The organism is Paenibacillus terrae, from assembly GCF_005217525.1.
Lineage (GTDB): Bacteria > Bacillota > Bacilli > Paenibacillales > Paenibacillaceae > Paenibacillus > Paenibacillus terrae_C.
Window position 1 is genome coordinate 114816 of sequence record NZ_PNXQ01000016.1, and the last position, 24051, is coordinate 138866.

The following is a 24051-nucleotide window of genomic DNA, read 5'->3' on the forward strand; positions in this document are numbered from 1 at the left end:
TTGAAATTATTTTAAAGAAGCAGGTAGCTTGACAGCATGCAGACGGTTGCCGCTTTGAATAAATATCATCCCGCCGGATTTGAGCGTTGGACCGAAGGAGCGTGATCCAATGTTGACGGTAAACACGGGTTTCAAGGTCATCAGGTCATAACCATGAAACACGCCATCTGATTGTCCAACATAGACCCCTTTGCCGAATACGTCAGCCTGAATGGTTGGATTATCTCCGTAATCATAATGGATGAATTGCCCGGAGGCCAACTTCATGGCAATCAATCCACCAGTGCTAAAATCCTGGTAGAACATGCGGCCTTCATGAATGGACCATAAAGGAACAAGCTGCTCATAGCCATTTTGCGACCACTTGCGAGCAGGTTTGCTGTCTGGCTTGTAGTTCCAGAAGTCATAGGAAGCCAGTGCCTTTCCCTGAAAAACATAAAGGTCTTTGCCGTCCAGAAAAGCAGAGCCATGAATGCCTCCGGATCGGAAGATACCGTCTTTATTCTCAGGGTCGGTCCAGCGGTATTGACGCTCCCCTTTGGATTCTCCTGTCTTGAGATTATACTGTGCTATCGTAATCTTTCTGTTTACCGGGTCGTCATCCATCATAAACGTGTTGACAACAGAGTAGACGACCCCGTTTTTAATGGTTAGTGGAAAGGAAGTTCTGAAGCTTTCCCAAAGCTTTTTGCCAGTTTTAGCATCATAGGCATTAATCTGTTCAAAGGTCAGGCTGCCCTGTACGTTATAGTTGCGGATAAGGACACCATCAGTTTCCATTAACTGGTTCAGACCGTGGTACGAGTCCTTATCCTCACTGATTTTCCATTTGAGCTTGCCGCTGGCAGCATCAACGGCAGCCGTTTGCTCCGACTGTGTAATGTATACTGTAGAGTCGATTCTATAAATATGATCTGCCTTGGTAAATCCTAATGAAGTGGTCCATGCTTTCTTGCCTGATTCTCTAACGGCATAGATGGAACCACTCTGTGTCATTCCGTAGATGGTGTCGTTGCTATGAATCAAAACAGGGGTAAGCTGATTGCCATATTGCCACAATTTCCGTCCCGAAGTACCTTCCAGGGCAACCAGTCTGTGGTTAGAATCCACTGCGAACACCTTACCGTTTTCCGCAACCGCAACTGCCTGATCTGGAACCTGATTTCTATCGATTGGGATAACGGGAAAAGACCAGGAGGGCTTGATCACAGGCGCTTGGATTGGAGAACTATAAGCCCCGTTGCTCATAGAAACCGTCGCTTGCTCTGCATTTGCTTTTAAGGCAAACCCACCGCCAGTCAAAGGCAGCCCGATGCTGACTATCGCCAATCCTGTTAGCAATGAGCTATGTATCGTTTTCTTCATTCATGCTTGCTCCTTTAATAGTTAAATTGGGTGTAAGGCTTGGGTAAGCCTACCTTTGATTAGACTGTAAAAAGAACCAAAAGTTTCATAATCCATTTCATTTTCAGTTCTTTTTTGAGTAAGAGGGATGCTTAAATTTAGTAGTACGACAACCTGTTTTATCACTTTCTAATGTAATAGTCGCTTGCCTGGTTTCGTGCTATAATCGTAGCAACGAATCGAAGGAGGTGAATCCCTTGTTTGAGCTTCAGGACCTGCTCCCCTACTTATTTACGATCGGCTTGCTGTGTACGGTAACCTACGCATATCTCGCTCATTTGCACGGCAATGTGCCTGAATGCTGGATAGAAGGCGGGGCCGTGCGGTCGCATGCTTCTCCGCTGATGCCGTTAACTGCCCGCGGGCAGGACATGCCTGTCCGGCTGGCACGTCATATCCGGCGGAAGGAAGCGCCGGATGAAGACGCGTCAGATTGTTCCCCCTCGTTGAACGATGGCACAGCCAATCAACGAGGAGGAACATATGAAACGATTCAAGGGATTCACCTTTTGGGGTAAAAAAGAACGGATATTCGGAATTATGGTAGCGCTGGCGGTGGTTATGCTGCTTTCCGGCTGCGGCGCGAATGCTGCGGAGATTAATGCACAGACACCCGGATTTTTTAATCATTATGTGGTGTTCCCGCTATCCTGGCTCATTCAGCAATTAGCGCAATGGTTTGGCGGAAGCTTTGGACTGGCGATCATGTCATTGACGTTAATCGTCCGTCTGGCGTTACTGCCGCTTATGATGCGCCAAACTCGTGCTCAACAGGGGATGAAGCGCAAAATGAGCGCTATGCAGCCCGACTTAGACCGAATTAAGAAGAAGTACGAAAATAAGAAGGATGCTGCCAGCCAGCAGAGTATGCAGCAGGAAATGATGTCACTTTACAAAGAGCATCAATTTAATCCGCTGAATATCGGCTGTCTGCCTATTCTCATTCAGCTACCCATATTGAGCGGTATGTACACAGCCATCCGCTTAACCCCGGAACTGGCGTCTCATTCGTTCCTATGGTTCCGGCTCGGACAGCCTGACTGGATTTTAGCGATCATCGTCGCAGTCGTTTATTTGGCACAGGCCAAGCTATCCCAGCTTCAAATGACGGCTGACCAGCGCAAGCAGTTTGCGATCATGGGATATCTTTCGCCCATTATGATGGCTGTTTTTTCTTTTAACGCGCCTGCTGCCATGCCGTTATACTGGACGGTAAGTGGTACCTTTTTACTGCTCCAGTCGCTATGGTTCCGTAGACGCTATCCAACGGAGGAAGCAGAGGATAAGGTTAAGCTTGGAGAAGCTACGGCAACCTAAAAAAGATGATATTAGTTTAAATATGGGAATTGTGTTTATCGTTTGTAGTATGTAATAACAGGATGCCCTTCGAGCCGTTATAAGGTTTGAGAGGCATCTTTTTTTTATGCTTATTGTGGACATTTAGCTTGCGTTAATTTAGTGATTATGAAATCCTTATTGGATAAGTTAATTCTTAGAAGTTGGGAGAGGCTATATGAAAACTTCAACCTGTGGGTAAAGTAAACACACGAATGAATATCACGGAGGACAAACAAGACATGAAACAAACACCAACAAAGCTTCCCATCTCCTTAGCCCTGCTTACATGTGTAGTATGTGCGCTCGGTTTCGGTTTAATCGCATTATGGGTTAGCGACCATCAAGTACGGTATTTTGACCAGAAAATCATTACGGATATTCAACAGTTGGAGTCGCCTGCCATGACCCGTCTAATGAAATCTTTCACTATGATCGGAAGCGGAATTCCGGTTGTGATTATTATTTTAATCGCTATGTTTGTGCTGCACAGAGTATTGGGACACCGCAGAGAACTGCTATTTTTGGTGATTGCTGTGCTGGGCTCGGCGCTGTTGAATACGGTTTTGAAATGGCTATTTCAGCGTGCCAGACCCGAAATTAACCGTATTATTGAAGCGAATGGGTACAGCTTTCCGAGCGGACATTCCATGACCGCTTTTAGTATGTATGCGGCGTTGACGTTTTTAGTGTGGAAACATGTTCCTTTCAGGCCAGGCCGTATCCTTCTTATTGTGCTCAGCAGCCTGCTGATTATAGCGATCGGGACAAGCCGCATTTATTTGGGTGTACATTATCCGAGTGACGTTGTGGGTGGCTATTTTATGAGTGGCTGTTGGATGGCTGCCTGTATTTGGTTTTATCAGCGTTATGAAGAACGAATAAATGTAGCCTCATCACGGCGGCGTTAAGTTTGTACATGTAATCCTTGGTATGCTGTCAGAACTAATGAGAACAGCCAGGATAACCCCAAGCACTCGCAAAGCCAACCTAAGCCAGTTCATTGATCCAGTGAGGTAAGTATAGTCTACATTAATTAACATGAATAAATTACTCCTTAACATCAAAAAATGAATTACAAAATTACATTATAGAGCGTCCCAACGAATAAAAGCTAAAAATCAAATAAAAAAATGCATGTCTTCTCCATTACTCCATTTGTTTTTCTATAGGAAATTAGGTGGTTTTGCGATGGAAAAATCAGTACTGATCATTGATGATGAAGAGAAAATATCCAGATTACTACAATTGGAATTATCCCACGAAGGTTATGCAGTTGAAATCGCTCAGACGGGCAAAGAGGGGCTGGAAAAAGCTTTGGCACACACATGGGATATCATCATTTTGGATGTGATGCTGCCTGAGCTTAACGGAGTCGAGGTGCTAAAGCAGATTCGAAAAGTGGACCATCATACACCCATAATTATGGTCACTGCACGTAACAAAACTACTGACAAGGTCTCCGGTCTGGATGAAGGTGCGAATGACTACATTACGAAACCTTTTGAAATCGAGGAGCTATTAGCGCGGATGCGGGCCAGTATGAGACATCAATTGGAATCCAAAGCTACCTCTTCTCAAGCAAAGGACAAGCTGCCGTATCTTCGGGTCGATAGCTTGGAACTGGAACCCAAGACACGTTCTGTGGTGCGGGAAGGGAAACGAATCGAACTGACACCCAAAGAATTTGATCTGCTTCATTACCTCATGGAGCACAAAAATCAAGTATTGCAGCGGGATCAAATGATTCAGGACGTGTGGGGGTTTGATTTTGTGGGGGATACGAATGTAGTCGATGTGTATATCAGATATGTTCGTAAAAAAGTGGATCATGGCTACAAAAAAAAGTTGATTAAAACTGTTCGTGGCGTAGGGTATTGCATTAGGGAGGAAGACCATTGAAGCTGCGAACCAAAATTACCCTGCTCAGCTCGATTCTGGTGATGACCATTCTCCTGTTTGTAGACGTTACCGTTCATCTGTTGTTTGTCAAAATCGCCACTCGTAATGAAAGAGAAGTGCTGCAAAATAAGTGGACTGAAATCATGTCCGAAACCGGTTCCAAGATGATTCTAAAAAATGCATGGGGACCTGAGTTGAAGGATGAGCTTTCAGGAGACACCATCCTCAGGGTTTTTGATCAGCAATCCCGCCTTCTGTATGAAGTAAGTCGTCAGTCCCGCTTCAAGCTGGGCGAAATACGTTTTAATCCTTCTCAAAGCTCACAGCTAACAGATGTACAGGGTCATAAAATCTTGGTCATTCATCTTCCAGTACTTTCTCCAGAGGGAAATCAAGAGGGAACGCTGGAGATCGTGGAAAAATGGGATGCGCTCGAAAACAACCTCGATATTTTAAATACGATCCTGGTCACCTCGACTACAGGAGCCATGCTGCTTAGTCTTGTAGGCAGCACGATTTTAGCGAATGCCATATTGCTACCGATTTCGAGCAGTATCCAGACGATGCAGGAAATTGAACGAAGCCTTAAATTCAAAAAAATCCCTGCTCGCGCTCACAATCAAGATGAATTGTCCCAAATGACCGCAACCTTTAATCGAATGATGGACAGATTGGAGGAGAGCTTTCAAAGCCAGCAACAATTCGTCTCAGATGCTTCGCATGAGCTGAATACGACATTAATGATCATTGAGGGTTATGCTAATATGCTGCGACGGTGGGGCACTCGTGACGAGGACATTCATAAGGAATCCATTGAATCGATTTATGAAGAAACTCAGCGGATGCGCACGATGACACAGCAATTACTGACTCTGGCTTCTTCACAGCAGAAAGATCCGGAGCCGTATGAACAGATAGAACTGGTCAATTGCTGTCAACAGGTAGTAGCACATCTGAAGCCTGTACATGATCGTCAAATCACTATTTTTACAGATGAAAAAGAAATTTGGCTTGATGCCAGCCTTGCAAAAATCAAGCAGTTATTAGTTATATTGCTTGATAATGCTTTAAAGTACAGCTCAGATCCCATCGATATCCAGTTGTCTACAGATGAAAAGGATGTGTACATCCGCGTCAAGGATTATGGAATCGGGATACCAGAGCACGAAATCAAGCGAGTCTTTGAACGATTTTATCGGGTAGATAGCTCTCGTCATCGTAAAACAGGAGGAACCGGGCTTGGGCTACCGATTGCCAAGGCTATTACAGACGTGCATCAGGGGACGATACGTATAGAAAGCGTAGAAGGAAAAGGAACGGAGGTGACCGTCTCGCTCCCTAGAATACAACAGGAAGGGCTGTCCCTACAGTAGACATATCTACTCGCGGAACAGCCCTTATTTGCTGATATTTTGTAAGTGGTTACAGATGAATGAGAATGTAATCTATATCTGTCCTAGAGGACACGACGTGCTGTAGTGTAATGGGAGCTCCACCAGCCTGAATTCAGGTCCGTAATCGTTACGCCGCCTTTACCGAATGTGTGTAAAATTTTTCCGTCCCCCATATAAATCGCTACATGATGAATTGGAGCATAGAAAAAGACCAGATCGCCTTTTTGCAGCTGACTACGTGGTACAAAAGTGCCGACAGTCGATTGCTGTCTGGAAGAGCGCGGCAGATTGATGCCGTTTTGCCCAAAAACATATTGAGTAAATGAAGAGCAATCAAAAGAGCTTGTGTTGCCCGCTGGTGCTCCATGCTGATAGCGTACACCCATAAACTGAGAACCTGTGGAAATAATCTGATCAGCTTTATCGACAGAAGCAGCATGAGTGGTTGTTGGTGCAACAACGAAACTCCCGGCGCCGAATGCCAATGTCATTGTAAAGCAAATACCCATCCATAATTTTTTTGAAGTATGTCTCATGTAAATTACCTCCATTATTTCGTATTTTGTATCTATCATGATGTCCTTGAGATGACAATAACACAAATAAAATATCCGAAATTTACCACTAAAGGTTACAATCCTGTTACCCCAACGGTTTCCCCTCATTTATTAGAAAACGATGAGAATTTTCACCTTATTTTGGGTTGACAAAATATGAAGCTTCCCCTTACTCCTGGGCACGTATGACAAAGAATGACCTGGAGACGATTTGCACAAGCAATCACGCAAAATATACATACCTATATACTACGGTTTATATCTTGTACGGGAATAAGCTCAGTCTCCCGTTCATTTCCTAAAAAGCACACCGTATTTCGATCAGGAAGGGGAATTCGTATGGCTTCAAAGCAGGTTAAAACATCCAAAGGCCAACGTCTAACCATTGTTCAGGTCATCTCCAACTATCCCAATGCACAGCCGGTACCCTCCATTAAGGGTGGAACGGAAAAGGTCGTGTATGAACTAACGGAGGAACTGGTAAGACGAGGGCATCACGTATCTTTGTTTGCCGCCCGTGGCAGCAGGAGCAGCGTGCGGCTGATTACCTATCCCAAGGGATTAAAGCACGATCAGATCCCTCAGTACGTACTTCAGCGGATGCCTCCCGGCACGCAAATCATTCATGATCATACCTTTCGTTCTGCTCTAGGACGCAGGAAGCTGCCTTGTCCATCAGTATGTACAGTTCATCTTCCCGTGAAGAGACACGGTAAAAACCCGGTATTTGTCAGTAAACGGGCACGCCAGCTTATGGGCGGGGGCAAAGGATTTTATGTGTATAACGGTATCAACACACATGAATACGAGTTCAGCAGCGAGAAGCGCGGCTATTTGCTGTTCATGGGCAGGATTATACGTAATAAGGGTGTATTGCAAGCTATTCAGGTTGCAGAGCGAACAGGAAAAAGATTGCTTATTGCCGGTCCTATCAGAGCACCTTTATTTTTTCGCCAGGAGATTCAAAAGCGAATTCAGCACAATCCCAAAATCCGCTATGTGGGGGCGGTGGGAGGTAATCAGAAGCAGAAATTGCTTAAGCATGCGGAATGTCTGTTGTTCCCGACACTGTGGGAAGAGCCCTTCGGACTTGTGATGGTAGAGGCGATGGCTTGTGGAACACCCGTACTGGCTTTAAAAAATGGCTCCGTTCCCGAGGTGCTTTCAGGCTTTCCAGAGCTGATTTGCAATTCTGTTGGTCAAATGGCACGAAAGGTAAAGCAAAAAAATTACCCGTCACCAGCCAAGCTTCGCCTGTATGTCACGCAAAGATTTACTAACAAACAGATGACCGACAAATATGTGAAACTATACCGTGAAATAATCCGACGGCAAGGAGATGAGAAAAGTGCATCGAAAGCCTGAGCCTAATCGGAGGTGAAGGGAATGAAGGTAAAAAAGCATATGCTTGGAAAGGGTTGTTCCTGGGTGACTCCATATTATATAGCCACCGGGAGACAGAGAGGTCCGCATGTGATGGTGGTCGCGGGCATACACGGCAAGGAAATCGCAAGCATCCGCGCGGCTGAGAAGCTGGTGGAGCTGTTGAATCAGCAGAAGCTGCTAATCAGCCAAGGCAAGCTTATAGTCGTGCCTATTGCCAACCAAGCAGCTTACCGCAAACGGATTAGGGGGATACCTGATCTGAATCGAACCTTTCCACGCAATAATAAGCAGGCGGCATCCAATCCACTTTCCGCTGCGGTATTCCAATTAACACGAAAGCATCAACCTGAGTGGTATCTCGATCTGCATGAAGCCAACGGATTGTCACAAAAGGATGCCAGGGTGCTTGGTCAAACACTAATTTCCAATAAAGGAAATCCGGTAGTCCCTGCAGTGCGTCGAACTATAAAGCGAATGAACCGTTCCATCAAGGACAAAGGCCGCCATTTCAACCTTCGGTTGCATGAGCTTCCAGGTTCCTCACGTACAGCGGCCGCACGTATCTTAGGCGCACGCGCGGTCACCGTGGAAACAGGCTGGAGTCTGCCCAAGAATGTACGTATAAAGTATCAGTTGGAGATCGTGCAGCATTTCTTAAAAGAAGCCAGGATGATCAAGGCCAACGAGGTATATCTATCTGCCAAGGTTAGAGCTGTAACCTAATTAAAATGTATCATGACAAAATAAAAATCGCTTCTTGAGCAAGGGATTTTCCTTTCCTACACTCAAGAGCGATTTTTTTATATGTCATTCTCGTACACAAATGGATACATATTAGTGGCATCGATATGCGTCAGGCTTCGGATTTAAAGAAGGCGCTCACCAAGCTTTCTCCCAGACGAACCTCGATCAGCTCCAATGGTTTATCGAGATCGGCACGGATCGTGTGATACATATCAACCGGAATACGAAAGACTGAACCGCTTGCCGCCATAAAGCGTTCTCCGTTCAGCATGACCTCCCCCCGGCCGGAAACAATCGTCCACACTTTCAGCCCACTGCCGTGAAGCTGTCCGTTTAAGCGATGGTCTGGCAGCACCGTCAAGCGTATGGCAAGAATATCGTTCAAGCTCCGATGATCATATTCGTCCAGCACCCGGTAGCTGCCCCAGGAGGTTTCACCATGCATAGGGCGTAGCTGAAGAGTCCCCAGCTTCTCCTTGATCCCGTGGGCATGACTTTTGGCGGCAATGAGGATGCCATCGGGGCTGGCAGCAGCAATAATATTCTCCACGCCAATGACATGAAGCGGATAGGGCAGCTCATTGACGATATGCGTACCATGAGCGGGGCCACTGATCTGTCCGCGTCCAGTCACTCGGTTGCCCAGTTGCTCCGTTAATGCTTGCCAACTGCCGATGTCACGCCATTCACCCTCGTAGGGCAGGACGACGGCATGTTCGGCACGCTCCGCAATCTCCTCGTCGAAGCTGCGAACAGGGAGGCAGTCATACATCGCGCATAATGCCTTGTCGTCCAGCGGCAAATGACTACGCTCCATGCAGGCCAGCATATATCGTAGCTTAAAAGCGTAAATGCCGCAATTCCAGAGCGCACCTTGGCTGATAAGCTGTTGCGCCCCCAGGTGATCCGGCTTTTCTGTGAAGCGGGCAACTGACGCATAGGAGATGTTTCCTTTCATGATCCTCTCCTGACCCGGAACGATATATCCGTATTGGTCGGAGGGATGAGTGGGCCTTGTCCCAAGCATGGCCAGATCGGTTCCACGATCAAGCAACAAACAGGAAAGCGCCGCTACACGGTGGAAGAAATCCTCTCCCGCAAACATATCCGCTGGAGCTATACAAACAATTTCGTCCAGCCCCACGCCTTTGGCGTGAAAATGAGCGGCTGCCAGTGCAGCTGCGGTGAAGGTTCCCCGTTTGGCAGGTTCGCCTAGTACGGGCAGACGACCTTCCGTATGGCGGTAGGCTAAATTTACCTGGCTTTGATGAGCCAGCAGCAGGGCAGAGGAATCCAGCCCCGCTACAGTAAGCTGTCGGACCACCCGAGTGAGCATGGATTCCTTTTGCCCGTCAGGGGCAGGCAACAGTCGGAGAAACAGCTTCGAGCGGATATCGTTGGACAATGGCCACAGCCGTTTTCCAGCACCACCGCATAGCAATACGATGTGCACAGGCACTTCCTCCTTCGATACAGATCCATTATGGATCACATCATTTTGCGGAATTTTGTTGATTTTTAACAAGCTGATACACTTTACGTTGATGAAAGGATAGAGAACGATGTTTTTTAGCGTAGGCATCCAATTGTTTTTGCGAGAGGGAAGAAGCCCGACAATGAAGCGCTTTATTAAGTGACTTGCGTAAAATCATCCGAGAGGGCTGCTTGCTGTACAGATCGTTGGCATACGTCTCATATTCGGAAAAACCAAACTGTTTTTTCCGATCTATACTTTGGATAATCGCGTTGTACCAGGGTTTTCCATGACGGGCCTCAATGACCTGCTTGAGCCGGGTGAGTCGCGCTTTTTCAAATAGCATATAGTGAGTAACAAAGGACTTTGGTGAAGGGGCTTTCACGCCCATAAGCTTGCGGTAGGTGCGAAAATACTCAGGCTGGCTCCAGCTCCGATAGTAAAATATCGTTTTGCCATCCTTTCGAAACACATGTGGACGAATCAAAATCGTATCCGCATCAATGACGAGAAAGAAAGAAGCTTTACTGATTTTATCGCCGTTCATTTTGAGCAATTGCTGATACAGCCAGCCTGAGCGGTCCCAGCGTGCTGTACCATAACGGATATGTTTTTTTGTGATGGGTAGCACCGTCTTTTCATCTACAAATGTACAGCCTTTGCTTGCACATAGTCGACGAATTCCAGCGCTTTGCGGTGAAACGATATATATTGTTCCAATTCGGTGCTGCACGTGACGGCGAAGGCTGTTAATTACCAGTGGCAAAGTGGCTATATCTTTATCAATTGCAGGAATCAGAACATCGATGGTAAGGGAACCCTTCTGTGGCCCATCCGATTGCACTGACATGTTATTCACTCCTTATATAAGCAAATGTACGCGTCCGGCGTCTTATCCTATCGTATGCCTGGACAGGCAACTTCGACCGGGCAAGGCCAAACGTCCATTTCTAAGCAGAACAGGGCTGATGTAGCTTTCGGCTAGGGAGTTGTTGCATACGATGGATTGATCTTTTTGTAACAGGTGCGTTCTACCTTGGGATTAGAGAGGAGAGGGTCAAGTGAATTCTTCACAAGCACAGGCTTTGCTCAGCAAGTGGCATAAAACCCAATTGCTTCTCCCGCATCGCGGCATCAAGCCGTTTGTGCCGGATACCCGAAGATATACCAAAGCGAATTTGAAGTCAATGCTGGAGAAGTACGGTATGGTCTATGTAAAGCCCGAGCGAGGTACGTTCGGTAAAGGTGTCATGAGAGTAGAGCAGGAGGAAGGTCAGCGGTTTGCCTATCAACATGAGGAAAAGCGTGTGGAGTTCAAAAATGTAGAGGCACTATATGCCAGCCTGTCGAAGAAAACGGGGAAGAAAAGCTATCTCATTCAAAAGGGAATCCATTTACTGCGTCATCAGAAGCGTTACTTTGATATCCGGGTCATGGTGCAGCGCAATGCAAAAGGGCCATGGGAATCTACCGGAATTATTGGTCGGCTCGGTCATCCCCGCAAAATCGTAACCAACTATCATAGCGGTGGTACGCCGATGGCACTGGAGGAGCTGCTAAAGTCTCATTTATCCCAAAGCAAACAGGCTGAGCTGATAAAGAAACTGAATGCCCTGGGCATTACCATTGCCTCACAGCTGCAAAAAACATATCCGAATTTCCGGCAAATCGGAGTGGACATTGGACTGGATCGCAGCTTTACCCCATGGATTATTGAGGTGAATACGAAGCCTGATCCATACATTTTTAATCAATTAAAAGATAAGTCTATGTACCGCAAAGTAATAAGCTATTGGCGACTGGCCAATGAAAAGAAGAAAGTCACCGTCCCGAGCGAAGATAAGAATAAGGCTAAAAGTAAAGATAAGAATAACAGTAAAGATAAGAATAACAGTAACAGTAACAGTAACAGTAAAGACGCTAAAAAAGCTAAAAAAGCTAAAAAAGCAAAAAGTTCATGAGCGAGGAAACGTTACAGTGACTGAGAAGCTCTGAACCAGAGAAATAAAAGGATGAATGCCTTATAAAATGTACCCTATAAGATAGACACTTTGAAAAAGGTCATCTTATAGGGTGTTTTTTGTTTATAATGAAGAAAAAATGAGCGGTGGTAGGAACGAGATGACGAAGAAATCTTTCACGGATCAACAACAAGCACAGTTAAAATTAAACCCGTATGTCAAGAATGTGAGTGCAAAAGCCATTACGTATACAAATGATTTTAAAAGATTCTTTATTGATGAATACAGCAAAGGAAAAACCCCGAGCGAAATCTTTCTTGATGCGGGTTTTGACATCGAAGCCCTTGGTCCTACACGGATGTTCAAGGCTTCGAATCGTTGGCGTACAGCTTATCAAGAACAGGGACTCATCGGATTAGAAGATGCCAGAAAACATGCGTCAGGCCGTCCTTTAGAGCGTGAATTAAGTTTAGAAGAAAAATATGCTCGCTTAGAGGCAAAACTAAACTTGTTAGAAGCAGAAAATGAACTTCTAAAAAAGCTCGATCAACTCGAAAGGCAGATGAGAAAAAAGAAATCAACATAACGACTACACAAAAATTCGAGTTAATTCATCAAATCATTAGAAAATATCAATTAAAACGTGTTGTACAGTATCTCTGTGAAATCGCTCAGGTCTCACGTTCAGGCTATTATCGCTATTTCAGTGAAGAAGCGATGTTGACACGTCAGCAAGAGAATGAAGCAGATGAAGTGGTGAAAGAATTGATTCTAAGAGCGTACCGTTTTCGAGGAAGAAAGAAGGGGGCACGCCAAATTAAAATGACGCTGGAAAACCAATATAACATTACCTATAATCTCAAGCGTATTCGTCGTATTATGAATAAATTCAATATTCGCTGTCCTATTCGTAGAGCGAATCCAGCACGTCGTATGGCAAAAGCAACTCAAGAGCATCGAACCTGTAAAAACAAGTTAAACCGAGAATTTAAGCAAGGTCTAGCTGGTAAAGTACTGTTAACAGACATCACTTATTTATCCTATGGAAAAGGCAAGCGAGCTTATTTATCCACGATTAAAGACGCCGAAACGAATGAAATTTTAGCCTATGAAGTTTCTTCTTCGCTAAGTTTGAAGATTGCATTAAATACACTTCATGGGTTAAAGAAGCATCGCCATCTAACCAAAGATGCGTTTATTCATTCAGATCAGGGATTTCACTATACCCACCCGCAATTCCAGAAACTTGTGAGGAAACTCGGCTTAGGTCAATCGATGTCTCGTAGGGGAAACTGTTGGGATAATGCGCCACAAGAATCCTTCTTTGGCCATTTTAAAGATGAAACGAATATAAAAGCATGCGAAACATTAGAAGAAGTAAAAAGCGAAATTAAAAGCTACATGATGTATTACAATCATTATCGAGGTCAATGGAATTTAAAGAAGCTGCCGCCTGCAAAATACAGACAGCAGCTTAAAGAAGTTGCCTAACCTTTTTTAAAATGTCCTTTACAAGGGGTACAGTTTATTATTGATTCATCCTTTTTATATGCTCATTTTCCTGGTTTATGCCGCTGCTCGAAGTCTCTGATTGTACAGTCATGATACGAAATGAAAATGGGCCATACAAACGATACAACCTTGACCTATCGAAATGAATGTAATGAAAAAAGAGGAATTGGAAAAGCTATATGAAAACAATGAGAACTGGAGTTTTGGTATATGGAAATATGGGAAATAATATTTAGGTCTGTACTAGCCTTTACCATCATGATGCTCATAGCACGTATTTTAGGCAAATCCACCATTGCGCAAATGACCTATCATGATTTTGTAGCCGCGATTACCTTGGGGGCCATTACTGCGAATATTTCCTTTAATAATACAATAGATATTTGGCTCTTATTAACAGCTCTATTGACCTTTACCGTCATTGCTTACCTTCTGATGTTTTTTTCCATGAAGAACCGCAAGCTGCGAAACTGGTTTTCGGGAAAACCAACCGTGTTGATCCAAGAAGGAAAAATTTTGGAGAGTAATATGAGAAAGCTTAAGATTACGCTGGATACTTTGAATCAAGAGCTAAGGGGGAAAAATATTTTTAATATTCAAGATGTTCAGTATGCCGTACTTGAGTTGAATGGTAGCATTTCCGTACTACCCAAGCCGGAGTGTATGCCTGTAACCAGAAAAGATTTACATTTGGACGTTCGTTCCAAACAGACTTTTCCCATTGAATTAGTTATGGACGGACACATTGTGGAAGCAAATTTAAAGCAGAATGACATTACAACCGAGTGGTTACATTCGCAGATAAAAAAGAAAGGGCTTTCTATTGAAAATGTCAATTATGCCGTAATTAGTTCTGATGGAAAAGTATATTTTGATGAATATGAGGATCAAATTGAACATCCTGTTGATAAAGAATGAATAGATTTGATTTTATTCACATTAAAGGCATATAATAGATATGTTTAAATGAGTAAACATAGACATATAAAATGGTTTTGAGGAGGAATCGGCTATGAAATCATTTAAGTATGCTTTGGAGAAAAAGGAACCCAGAACCGGACCGGGAGGTATTACACGTGGGGCTTCGGTTCATGATTTTCCTGTATCGGAAGGAATAGCAGGGGTTTCCATGCGTCTGGAGCCGGGTGGTATGCGTGAGCTTCACTGGCATGCCAATGCGGCTGAATGGGCTTATGTGATTAGCGGCTCCTGTCGGACAACGGTTATCCATCCGGATGGTTCTTCATATGTCGATATTTTCAATCCCGGTGATGTATGGTATTTTCCGCGTGGTTATGGTCATTCCATTCAAGGTCTTGGTCCTGGAGAGTGTCATTTTATATTGATTTTTGATAATGGAGATTTTTCGGAGGACCACACGTTCAGTATAACGGATTTCATAGCGCAAACTCCTGCGGAGGTTGTCATGCAGAATCTGGGACTTGCAGCCGACGAACTGGCTCTTTTGCCAGATAAGGAAGCCTATTTTGCAAAAGGACCTGTACCTTCTAACGGATCACATGATGCATATCCTCGCATTTCTTCCGATCTGGTCACTAAACATCGGTATCCTCTATTGGCCAAACAGCCCAGGTTGGCACCAGGTGGAGGGACGCAGCGGACCGTTACGGTAGAAGATTTCCCGATTTCTTCGACGATGGCAGGATCTGTAATTGAGCTGGAGCCAGGCGGATTGCGAGAAATGCATTGGCATCCCAATGCGGACGAATGGCAATACTATTTGGATGGGAATGCAGAAATGACTGTATTTCTCGCTGAAGGGAATGCAGTGACAGAGCAGTTTGAAGCCGGAGATGTTGGGTATGTACCGATGGGAGCCGGACATTATATTAAAAATACCGGATCGGAGATATGCCGGATTTTGATTGGTTTTAACAGTGGTCATTACGAAGCCATTGATCTGAGTGAGTGGCTGGCTGGGAACCCTGTTGATGTATTAGCAACGAATCTGCACCTTCCTAGAGCAATAGCGAATAAACTGCCGCACAAATCGGTGTTCATCGCCCCAACATCCAAATCATAAAACAACGAAACAGCCCGCTTTTGGCTCCCGTATGTATGGGGGAGCCAAAAGCGGGCTATTAGTCAGGGTATCGGTACTGTACTATAAATAATTCTATACAGTGAATTTAAAATTGAACAACCTGCAACACTGTGCTATTCTTATACAAAAGTGAAGTTTAACGTAGTGAAAATAGTCTTTTTATTATGTTTTTAAACATCAGATGATATGATCATTAGGAGGAGGGAGCTATGAACTCTGTTATTGAACTTAACAATGTTAGCTGGAAAAGGGACAATCGCACCATACTGGATCAAATCAACTGGCAGGTAGCCGAGGGAGAGCACTGGGCTGTACTTGGATTGAATGGATCAGGTAAAACAACGATGCTGAATATGATCAATGGTTACATATGGCCAACTACAGGCAGTGTCGGTGTGCTGGGTCACGCCTTCGGGGATGTGGATCTGAGGGAGCTGCGCAAATCTATCGGCTGGGTCAGCTCCTCGTTGCAGGAAAGAATCAATGGTAGCCAGCGCACGCAGGATGTGGTTATTAGCGGTAAATTTGCCTCTATTGGACTTTATGATCAAACAACGGATACGGATTATGAGCAGGCCGTACTCCTCATGACCCAACTGGGCTGTGCTCATCTCGTGGACCGATTGTATCAGGGGTGCTCACAGGGGGAAAAGCAAAAAGTGCTTATTGCCCGCGCGCTAATGGCCTCGCCCAAGCTATTGATTTTGGACGAGGCGTGTAACGGTCTGGACTTCTTTTCCCGGGAGGCACTACTAACTAGCATCCGTCAGCTGTCCGAGTCTCCTGGTGCGCCGAATTTGCTGTACGTTACACATCATATCGAAGAAATTCTGCCGATGTACACGCATACGATTTTGATTCGCCGTGGCACTGTTTTTGCCAAAGGCAGAACGACTGATATTCTGAGCAGTGAAACGCTTAGCGATTTTTTTGAAACGCCGGTGCAGGTAGAGTGGAGACAGGAACGTGCATGGCTCTCTATGGAGTAGAGAGTCAATGCGGTTTATTCTTTTTCAATCCTGACTACAATGACATAGGAGAACCATTGTAGAGAGGTGAATGAATGTCAGAGCATCCATTACAATCTTTTGTAAAAACGGCGAAAGATCACTTAAAGGACATGGTGAACGTCAATACGGCCCTTGGAGAACCGGTTAACGTGTCTGACGGCACCATTATCATACCGGTTTGTAAAGTGAGCTATGGCTTTGCGGCAGGTGGAAGCGATTTGGACAGGCACAATCAGGAATCCGCAAGGGTGATGCCGTCATTTGGTGGAGGTATGGGCGGAGGTGTGTCCGTAACACCTCTCGCAATTTTAATTATCGGCAAAATGGGTGTTCAAACGGTCTACCTGGATAACTCTCCTACTGTATACGACAAGATTTTGGATATGGCGCCACAACTTTTGGATAAATTGAACAATCTTATTAAGCAATACCAAACAGGAGATGATAACAGTCAGTGAATCAGGTCTGACCCGTTTGTGTATGCAGAGGGTGCCAACGGGATTATGCAGTCGTCGTTTTGAACAGGAAAGGAGTTGTTTTTCCTTACTACAAGATTCTTAGCCTCTGACTGGCTACGGCAGGGGGGCTGTTCATTGTGCGCCATAACATATCGTCCATCGGGAAGCAGCTGTCGGGCTTTAATATTATCGTTCAGCAACAGCAATAAATATTGGGTGACGACAGATTGATGTTCTTCATTCAATAGTGGGCACATTAATTCAATCCGCTTGTCCATATTTCTGGTCATCCAGTCCGCACTGGATAGCCACAATTGGGGTATGCCGGCATTCTCAAAATAAAAAATTCGAGAATGTTCCAAAAATCGGCCGACAATGCTGCGAACGGTAATATTGTCGCTCAGTCCGGGAATTCCTGGACGCAAGCAGCAGATCCCGCGAACGATCAGATCAATTCGGACGCCTGCCTGGGAAGCTACGTATAGCTCGTCGACCAACTGTTTATTCGACAGCGAATTCATTTTGGCTATAATCCTTGCAGGTTTACCGCTCAAGGCATTTTCCACTTCGCGCTGAATACATCCCAACAACCGTTGTTTCAAATGAGCCGGGGCTACGCTGAGGTAATGCCACTGGCTTGGGGCGGAAAATCCCGTAATCTTGTTGAATAAATTGGACACATCTTCACCGATCTCCGGATCGGAAGAGAAAAGTCCGATATCTGTAAATATTTGCGCCGACACTTCATTGTAATTTCCGGTTGCGACATGAATGTAACGTCTAAGAGAATCCGCTTCCTTGCGTACAACCAAAATCATTTTGGCATGAATTTTCAACCCGGACAGGCCGTAGACGACATGGCATCCTGATTTTTCCAATTCTTTTGCCCACCCAATATTTTTGGCTTCATCGAACCGTGCTTTCAATTCGACGACTACAGTGACCTGCTTTCCTGCTTCGGCAGCTCGATTCAAAGATCGGATAATCTGTGAATTGCCGTTTACGCGATACAAGGTCATTTTGATAGCCATAACGGATGGATCGGCAGCAGCATGTTCGACAAAATCGTTAACAACGTCAAACGATTCATACGGATGAAATAAGAGCACATCTTTTTTTCGCAGCACTGAAAAAAAATCGTCCGTGTTCGTGAACTCCCACGGATATAGAGGATCAAATCTCGAATGCTTGAGATGCTCATAACCCTCAATCGAATTGGCGAATGACATATAGTAGCTTAAGTCAATAGGTCCATTATTCGTAATTAAAAACTGTCTTTCAATTTCCAGTTCTTTTTCTAGTAATTCCAGTGCAAATGGATCAAATCCCTGTTCTATTTCCAAACGAATCGGAGTGCCCCATTTTCTTGCGCGCAATACTTTCTCCACTTCATCAAGGATATCTTCAGCCTCTTCCTCGTTTAAATCAAGGTCTGCATTTCGAGTTAAACGGAATGTATGGAAAGTAACAGGCGTATACGTAGTAAACAAAGTGTGAATATGCTGCTTAATCAAATCTTCGAGCAAAATAAACTGCCAATGATCATGAGCTGGTAGAGAATGAACTTTAATATAGCGAGGCAGATTGGACGGAATTTCAACCAAGGCAATATAAGCGTCCTTTCCCGATGCATCGGAAGGCGGCTTCAAACAGACGGCCAAATATACACTTTTCGATCGAATCAGAGGAAAAGGGCGGCTTTTATCGATAGCTAGAGGGGTTAGCACCGGAAATACTTTTTCAAGATAATAGGTTTCCATTTCTTTCTGCTGAATAGGATTAAGCTCACAATAAGCAGTAAAAATAAGGCCCTCTTCCTTTAACAGTTGAATAATCCGCACATGGGTTGCATACTGATCTGCTACTAATTGCTCAATCATGGCGATTACTTTATCTTGTAACTGTTGCGGGGTAAAGCCAGTGAAATCGATCTCTTGATTGCCCGCTCTAATTTTATCCATAAGTCCTGCGACCCTGACACTGACAAACTCATCCAGATTGGTGGAAACAATCGATATGAACTTTGTTCGCTCCAACAGAGGAGTGCTTTCGTCTTGCGCTTCCTCAAGAACACGTCTGTTAAATTGAAGCCAGCTTATTTCACGATTAATATAGTTCACAGCGCATGCCTCCATCTGCCTATTCTTTTTTTCTAAATAATAAATACCGTATTTTTTGAAACAATTGCCATGTGGCGCTGAGGCGAATCGTGATCGTGTCGGGAATATTCTCATGTTCGTTTTTAGTCATGATTGTCAGGTTCCTCTCGTTTTTAAAATAGGGAAAACTCGCTAAACGAAGTTAGCGAGTTACATGGATATTTTTTTATTCGTGAGATGCTGTCGTCTGCATTGCATCCGCGACCGGGCTCGTTATGGACTCGGTTACTTTCGATGCGTACTGTGTCATGTTGCTGACCAAACGATTGTTAAGAAGCACATTGCCTGCTTGCATTCCAACTGTTTGGCCCACACTGTTCCCTAACAACCCACCAACAACGGAACCAAGGACTGTCCCTACTCCTGGCAGCAACGAAGTTCCAAGGATAGCCCCATACTCAATACCGGCCATGACGCCGAGTGCTCCTGTCAGATTCCCCGACGTATGAACCATATAATCTTTGTTATCCATATGTCCTTTCGTCAAGCTAATGGTATTCTGCAGTTGGGTTATACCTCCGGAGATAAGACCTCCCCATAATGAACCGCCTTGAAGCATGCTGATCTCTCCTTTATTTGATTTTTTATTCCAGGATAGTGGTTCCCCATTATGCCTTTTTTTAATTATTTTACATTTGCCAATTGTTACGGAAGCCAAACCTTTTCTGTATTTTTTTCTTCATTTTTTACTGCTTCTGCGGACTGTTGCTCTCCAGCGCCGTCTTTGACTTGATCCGCAAGCTCAAGCACAATTCCTGCTCCTTTAACGGCAAGTTTGCGTGCGGCTTTTCGGGCTTCGGGGGACACAGCAAGTGCTAAAGCGGCAGCAGTGAAAATAATACCAAGCGGTGATTTAACCACAATACCCTCTCCTTAAAAAAGTTTGTTAATAAAATAATTCCTTAATATGAAATTTTTATACTGGTTTACATCCAGAAAACAAAATGCATATTCTGCTAACTATTGTTAATCATAAGTAAAGCTGATTTTTTGATTATGGAAAAGGGAGGATAGATATGGTATCGCTGCGAAACAAAAACAGGTTTCTTCATGTCCTTCCTGGCAGAATACGGATGGAAATTTACGGCTTGAAGGGAAGCAAAGCTGCCGCAGAGCTTTTAGTCAAAAGCTTGTCCACTTGTAGTGGAATTTACAGAGCGGAACCCTGTACAGTGACGGGCAGAGTGCTGCTTCTTTACGATGTAAAGCTTGTTTCTGAGCAGCACATTTTCCATATACTCCGCGAAATAGAAGATGGGATCTGTTTGGCCAATCTAACAGCCCGCCCGGATACCCACAACGAGGTTACCGGGTCGAAGGAAGCGAAGCGAGAAGCTGCCGCTGCTCAGGCTGGATTGGATATTCCTTGTGATCTGCCGATGATCCCAACGGCGCCTAAGACGAATACGGGCGAGCCAAGGGAAAAAGTCCCCATTGCATTGGCTATTTCCATGAGTGGTTTAGCCGTGCTGGGAATCAAGCAGGTCTTTTTCGGACGTTCAGCCCTGGCAAGAAGTCCGGCGACGTTCTTTTTATCGGCGCTCGTATCTGTCGCAACCGGCTATCCTTTTCTCAAACGAGGAATTCAGACCTATTCGGATAAGAAAAAAATAAACTCAGATCTCATTTTAGGTACAAGCGCTCTTGCTCTTGCGCTTATGGGCGAAAATCTTGTAGCGCTTGCCGGACACAGCATTTTGCAATATGTAAACTGGAAGCGAAGCCACTCTGCATTAAATGGACAGCAAGGGGCTTCTTTGTCACCGGAAATTCAAGCATATAGCGATAAAGCAGGCAAATTAGGGTTTGTTGCAGCCGGAATGACTTGGGCCGTTACCCGGAATCCGTTCCGTGCCATCGCCGTGCTTCTGGCAGCAAATCCGCGGGTGATGACCGTACCTGCTGAGTATGCCTGGAAACAGGCCGAGCTCGTTTCAGAAGAAAGAAAATACGTAGTTCCGGAAAAAGGATCACTATCTCAACTCGCTCGAACGAAAACGATTTTATTTGAAGATTCATCACTCCTGTTTAACCGTTCAGAGGTTGAAGAAATTCAATGTATGGCGGAGAAGGAGCAAGAGGCGGATAAAGTGATCTGTTTGGCGGCTTCATTAATGGAGAAAACAGAACATCCGTGGAAAGAAGAGGTGTTCAGCAAGGCTAAACGAACTTGCCGGACGATCCGCACTGCTTTTCATGTGGAAGAAGAGTCACAGGGTATAAAAGGAAAAGTCAATGATAGACAGATTATTATTGGCAGCTACAAATATATGGAGGAGTACGGTATTGATTGCAGTTCCTATGAGCTTAAATCAAAGAGGCTTGCAAGAAAAGATTACGACGTTCTTTTGGTCGGAAGCCAGGGGAATGGCAAAGCCGAATGTCTTGGGTTAATTGCCAGACATCGGCAATTAACGGTCAACGAATACGGCTCTGCCGCCTTTTCATTCAGCGAAAAAGGCTGGAGGCTTGGACTGTTGAATAACAGTCTGCAACTCAGCGCTGACGAGCTTTTGCAATACGATATGGATACAAGCTGGTCCTCTTTTGAACAAGGCGAAGTGATTGAACGAATCGCAGTGCTCAAGCAGCAAGGCGAAGAGGTTTTATTTGTCGCCGGTCTGGAGCAAAATCCGCTCAATGAGTTCTATAAAGAAGCCGGATTCCAGACGATTTCTATTCATGAGCTACAACCTATTCAGGAAAGCGCTTTGTACGCCGAGAAAACAGAACAAATCGTAAACGAGCATACTTTAATTGCTAAAAAATGGAATATTTTTGGATCTGCTTTTGCTACATTAGGCATGATTAGTGCCCCAGTGGTCAGTTTGATCGGTGATGCTTTATCGCTTGTGTTTATATCCAGAATGAAAAACAGGAGTGAAGCCTTGCCAGCTCCACCGGAAATGGGTTATAAGGACGAGGCTGCGGCCGCTTCCGAAGCCTTTGCCTGGCACCAGCTACCTAGCGAACAGATTATCGCAAAGTTTCAAACAAACCTGCAAAACGGGTTGACGTTAGATCAGGTTCTTTCTATAAGAAACCAATATGGTTCAAATCAGCTTGAGAGTAAAAAACCTACTCCTTGGCTCATTGCATATTTGGGCCAATTCAAGGAATTCACAACTCTGATCCTCCTTGGCACAAGTGTACTCGCCTTTCTTACGGGGGGATTATTCGATGGACTTGCAATGGGGGCAATCCTGCTTGCGAACGCCGCAATTGGCACGATTCAAGAACGTAAAGCGGAAAAAGTTGTGGACAAGCTGAATCAATTTCAACCCCCGGTATGTAAAGTCATCAGACAAGGCCAGCACGTAGAGCTAAACGCTGTGGAATTGGTGCCCGGCGATATCGTTTCCCTGGAAGCAGGGGATCGCATTCCAGCCGATATTCGGTTGATCAACTCATGGAACATGCGAGTCAATGAGTCGACCCTGACTGGGGAATCTGTTCCCGTCGAAAAGAATGAGCCATCTCTCTCAGAAGATTGTGCTTTATCTGAGCGAACCAACATGCTCTTCATGGGAACCGACGTGTGCGGAGGCAAGGGAATGGGTATTGTTGTACAAACCGGGATGAATACTGAGATGGGGCATTTAATGTCGCTTTTAAAGCAGCAGGAAAAAGAAGTAACCCCTTTACAGGAAAAAGTAACGTCAATTAGTAAAAAATTTGTGAAAGGCGCTCTTATCGTTGGAGGGATCGTATTCGCAATTGGTATGTTCCGTGGCATCCCTTTTCCACAAATGATTTCGACTTCGATCACACTGGCGGCTTCTGCCATCCCTGAAGGGCTTCCGGTCACCATCACGATTGCCCTCAGCGCAGGTATCTTCCGTATGGCGAAGAAAAACGCGCTGATCCGAAAGCTCTCCTCATTGGAAACATTAGGAAGAACTACGGTTATTTGCACAGACAAGACAGGCACGTTAACCAAAAATGAAATGACGGTAAAAGCGCTCTCTACTGCGGACCGCGCATGGACTGTAACAGGCGATGGTTACGAACCGACAGGAGCATTGGAGGAGCTTGCTCCAGAGGCTGCTGCAGCAGCGGCAGGGCTCAAAAATGTAGGAAGTTACGAAAGCCCTTCAGCCGATCCTGATTTGACTCGCTTGCTGCAAATCTGCTTGCTATGCAATAACAGCAAGCTTGAGCAGCAGGAAGGACAGTGGATGACCAAAGGGGATCCGACTGAGGGCGCGCTTTTGACGCTTGCAGCCAAAAACGGACTGTGGCTTAACGATATGACCCATTGGCATCGCGGGCATGAAATTCCATTTGATTCTAAAACTGCGAAAATGAGCGTGGTTTGCAAGGATGTTCGGGCGGAGCAGGAATGCTACCTCTTTTCCAAAGGAGCCGTTGAGACGATTCTCCGCCATTGCAATCGATATCAAAAGAACGGAGATATATTGCCTCTATCCGAAGAACAGAAGCAGCACATTATACAGCAAAATGAAAAGTTTTCAGCGGCAGCGTTGCGTGTGCTTGCTTTCGCGTATCGACCTTTGGATGAGAGTATCGATAACGAATCCATTGACGACGAACGTGAATTAATTTATGTCGGCATGACCGGCATGATGGATCCTCCCAAACCGGAAGTAGAACAAAATATTCAGGAAGCTTTTGCACTTGGGCTAAAACCTGTGATGATTACTGGTGACCATCCGATTACCGCCATTGC

At 45.0% G+C, this 24051-nt stretch carries 21 protein-coding genes; 14 read left to right on the top strand and 7 right to left on the bottom strand.

The genetic code is table 11. From position 1 onward, the window contains the following. Positions 1-6: 6 nt before the first annotated feature. Complete coding sequence (locus C1I60_RS18150) at positions 7-1365, bottom strand: PQQ-binding-like beta-propeller repeat protein (protein ID WP_137063007.1); 1359 nt, start codon at positions 1363-1365, stop codon at positions 7-9. Positions 1366-1592: 227 nt separating this feature from the next. On the opposite strand from C1I60_RS18150, the gene C1I60_RS18155 reads away from it, so the two are divergent. From C1I60_RS18155 to C1I60_RS18175, 5 genes are all read left to right on the top strand, one after another. Continuing rightward, positions 1593-1922 carry a hypothetical protein gene (locus tag C1I60_RS18155; RefSeq protein WP_252361770.1) on the top strand — a complete coding sequence of 110 codons (330 nt, stop codon included), beginning with the start codon at positions 1593-1595 and terminating at the stop codon, positions 1920-1922. Beyond that, positions 1888-2721, top strand: coding sequence for a membrane protein insertase YidC (yidC, locus tag C1I60_RS18160; RefSeq protein ID WP_137063008.1), 834 nt, complete (start codon positions 1888-1890; stop codon positions 2719-2721). The genes C1I60_RS18155 and yidC overlap by 35 nt, the downstream gene beginning before the upstream one ends. Positions 2722-2981: 260 nt before the next feature. Further along, complete coding sequence (locus C1I60_RS18165) at positions 2982-3650, top strand: phosphatase PAP2 family protein (protein ID WP_137063009.1); 669 nt, start codon at positions 2982-2984, stop codon at positions 3648-3650. Positions 3651-3930: 280 nt separating this feature from the next. Then, positions 3931-4641: a response regulator transcription factor gene (locus C1I60_RS18170; protein WP_137063010.1), complete on the top strand. Its 711-nt coding sequence runs from the start codon at positions 3931-3933 to the stop codon at positions 4639-4641. After that, positions 4638-6014: a sensor histidine kinase gene (locus tag C1I60_RS18175; RefSeq protein ID WP_137063011.1), complete on the top strand. Its 1377-nt coding sequence runs from the start codon at positions 4638-4640 to the stop codon at positions 6012-6014. The genes C1I60_RS18170 and C1I60_RS18175 overlap by 4 nt, the downstream gene beginning before the upstream one ends. An 83-nt stretch (positions 6015-6097) precedes the next feature. Here C1I60_RS18175 and C1I60_RS18180 read toward each other — a convergent pair whose 3' ends face one another. Continuing rightward, positions 6098-6571, bottom strand: coding sequence for a C40 family peptidase (locus C1I60_RS18180; protein WP_137063012.1), 474 nt, complete (start codon positions 6569-6571; stop codon positions 6098-6100). 360 nt (positions 6572-6931) lie between these two features. Here C1I60_RS18180 and C1I60_RS18185 point away from each other — a divergent pair, with 360 nt between their 5' ends. Continuing rightward, positions 6932-7957 (top strand): glycosyltransferase family 4 protein, encoded by a 1026-nt coding sequence (locus tag C1I60_RS18185; RefSeq protein WP_137063013.1) that lies wholly within the window; start codon positions 6932-6934, stop codon positions 7955-7957. A gap of 21 nt (positions 7958-7978) precedes the next feature. Continuing rightward, positions 7979-8701: a M14 family metallopeptidase gene (locus C1I60_RS18190; RefSeq protein WP_137063014.1), complete on the top strand. Its 723-nt coding sequence runs from the start codon at positions 7979-7981 to the stop codon at positions 8699-8701. A 130-nt stretch (positions 8702-8831) separates the two neighbouring features. On the opposite strand, the gene C1I60_RS18195 is transcribed toward C1I60_RS18190, so the two are convergent. Both C1I60_RS18195 and C1I60_RS18200 read right to left on the bottom strand, forming a co-directional pair. Next, on the bottom strand, positions 8832-10175 hold the full coding sequence (locus C1I60_RS18195) for a sugar phosphate nucleotidyltransferase (RefSeq protein ID WP_137063015.1): 1344 nt from the start codon (positions 10173-10175) through the stop codon (positions 8832-8834). 40 nt (positions 10176-10215) lie between these two features. Further along, on the bottom strand, positions 10216-11046 hold the full coding sequence (locus tag C1I60_RS18200; RefSeq protein WP_137063016.1) for a DUF6492 family protein: 831 nt from the start codon (positions 11044-11046) through the stop codon (positions 10216-10218). Positions 11047-11257: 211 nt separating this feature from the next. Here C1I60_RS18200 and C1I60_RS18205 point away from each other — a divergent pair, with 211 nt between their 5' ends. The 6 genes from C1I60_RS18205 to ytfJ all read left to right on the top strand — a co-directional run bounded on the left by C1I60_RS18205 (position 11258) and on the right by ytfJ (position 17202). Continuing rightward, on the top strand, positions 11258-12157 hold the full coding sequence (locus tag C1I60_RS18205) for a YheC/YheD family protein (protein ID WP_137063017.1): 900 nt from the start codon (positions 11258-11260) through the stop codon (positions 12155-12157). A 160-nt stretch (positions 12158-12317) separates the two neighbouring features. Then, positions 12318-13648 (top strand): IS3 family transposase gene (locus C1I60_RS18210; RefSeq protein WP_137063018.1). Its coding sequence is split into 2 segments (ribosomal slippage): positions 12318-12702 and positions 12702-13648, totalling 1332 coding nucleotides; the frame shifts between segments, so codons are not numbered across the junction. A 231-nt stretch (positions 13649-13879) separates the two neighbouring features. Further along, positions 13880-14587, top strand: a complete 708-nt coding sequence (locus C1I60_RS18215; protein ID WP_137063019.1) for a DUF421 domain-containing protein — start codon at positions 13880-13882, stop codon at positions 14585-14587. A gap of 94 nt (positions 14588-14681) precedes the next feature. Continuing rightward, positions 14682-15713 carry a cupin domain-containing protein gene (locus C1I60_RS18220; protein ID WP_137063020.1) on the top strand — a complete coding sequence of 344 codons (1032 nt, stop codon included), beginning with the start codon at positions 14682-14684 and terminating at the stop codon, positions 15711-15713. Between the two features lie 230 nt (positions 15714-15943). Further along, a complete protein-coding gene (locus C1I60_RS18225; RefSeq protein WP_137063021.1) occupies positions 15944-16723 on the top strand; it encodes an ABC transporter ATP-binding protein in 780 nt (259 codons plus the stop codon). 74 nt (positions 16724-16797) lie between these two features. Next, positions 16798-17202, top strand: coding sequence for a GerW family sporulation protein (ytfJ, locus tag C1I60_RS18230; protein ID WP_137063022.1), 405 nt, complete (start codon positions 16798-16800; stop codon positions 17200-17202). Here ytfJ and ppk1 read toward each other — a convergent pair. The 3 genes from ppk1 to C1I60_RS18245 form a co-directional block, all read right to left on the bottom strand. Then, positions 17196-19337, bottom strand: coding sequence for a polyphosphate kinase 1 (ppk1, locus tag C1I60_RS18235; RefSeq protein WP_137063023.1), 2142 nt, complete (start codon positions 19335-19337; stop codon positions 17196-17198). The genes ytfJ and ppk1 overlap by 7 nt on opposite strands. A gap of 190 nt (positions 19338-19527) precedes the next feature. Then, entirely contained in the window at positions 19528-19920 is a 393-nt protein-coding gene (locus C1I60_RS18240) for a glycine zipper domain-containing protein (protein ID WP_013310198.1), read from the bottom strand. 86 nt (positions 19921-20006) lie between these two features. After that, a complete protein-coding gene (locus tag C1I60_RS18245) occupies positions 20007-20222 on the bottom strand; it encodes a hypothetical protein (RefSeq protein ID WP_137063024.1) in 216 nt (71 codons plus the stop codon). Positions 20223-20377: 155 nt separating this feature from the next. On the opposite strand from C1I60_RS18245, the gene C1I60_RS18250 reads away from it, so the two are divergent. Beyond that, positions 20378-24051, top strand: a 3674-nt coding sequence (locus C1I60_RS18250; protein WP_252361772.1) for a cation-translocating P-type ATPase, incomplete at its 3' end; no start/stop codon positions are given.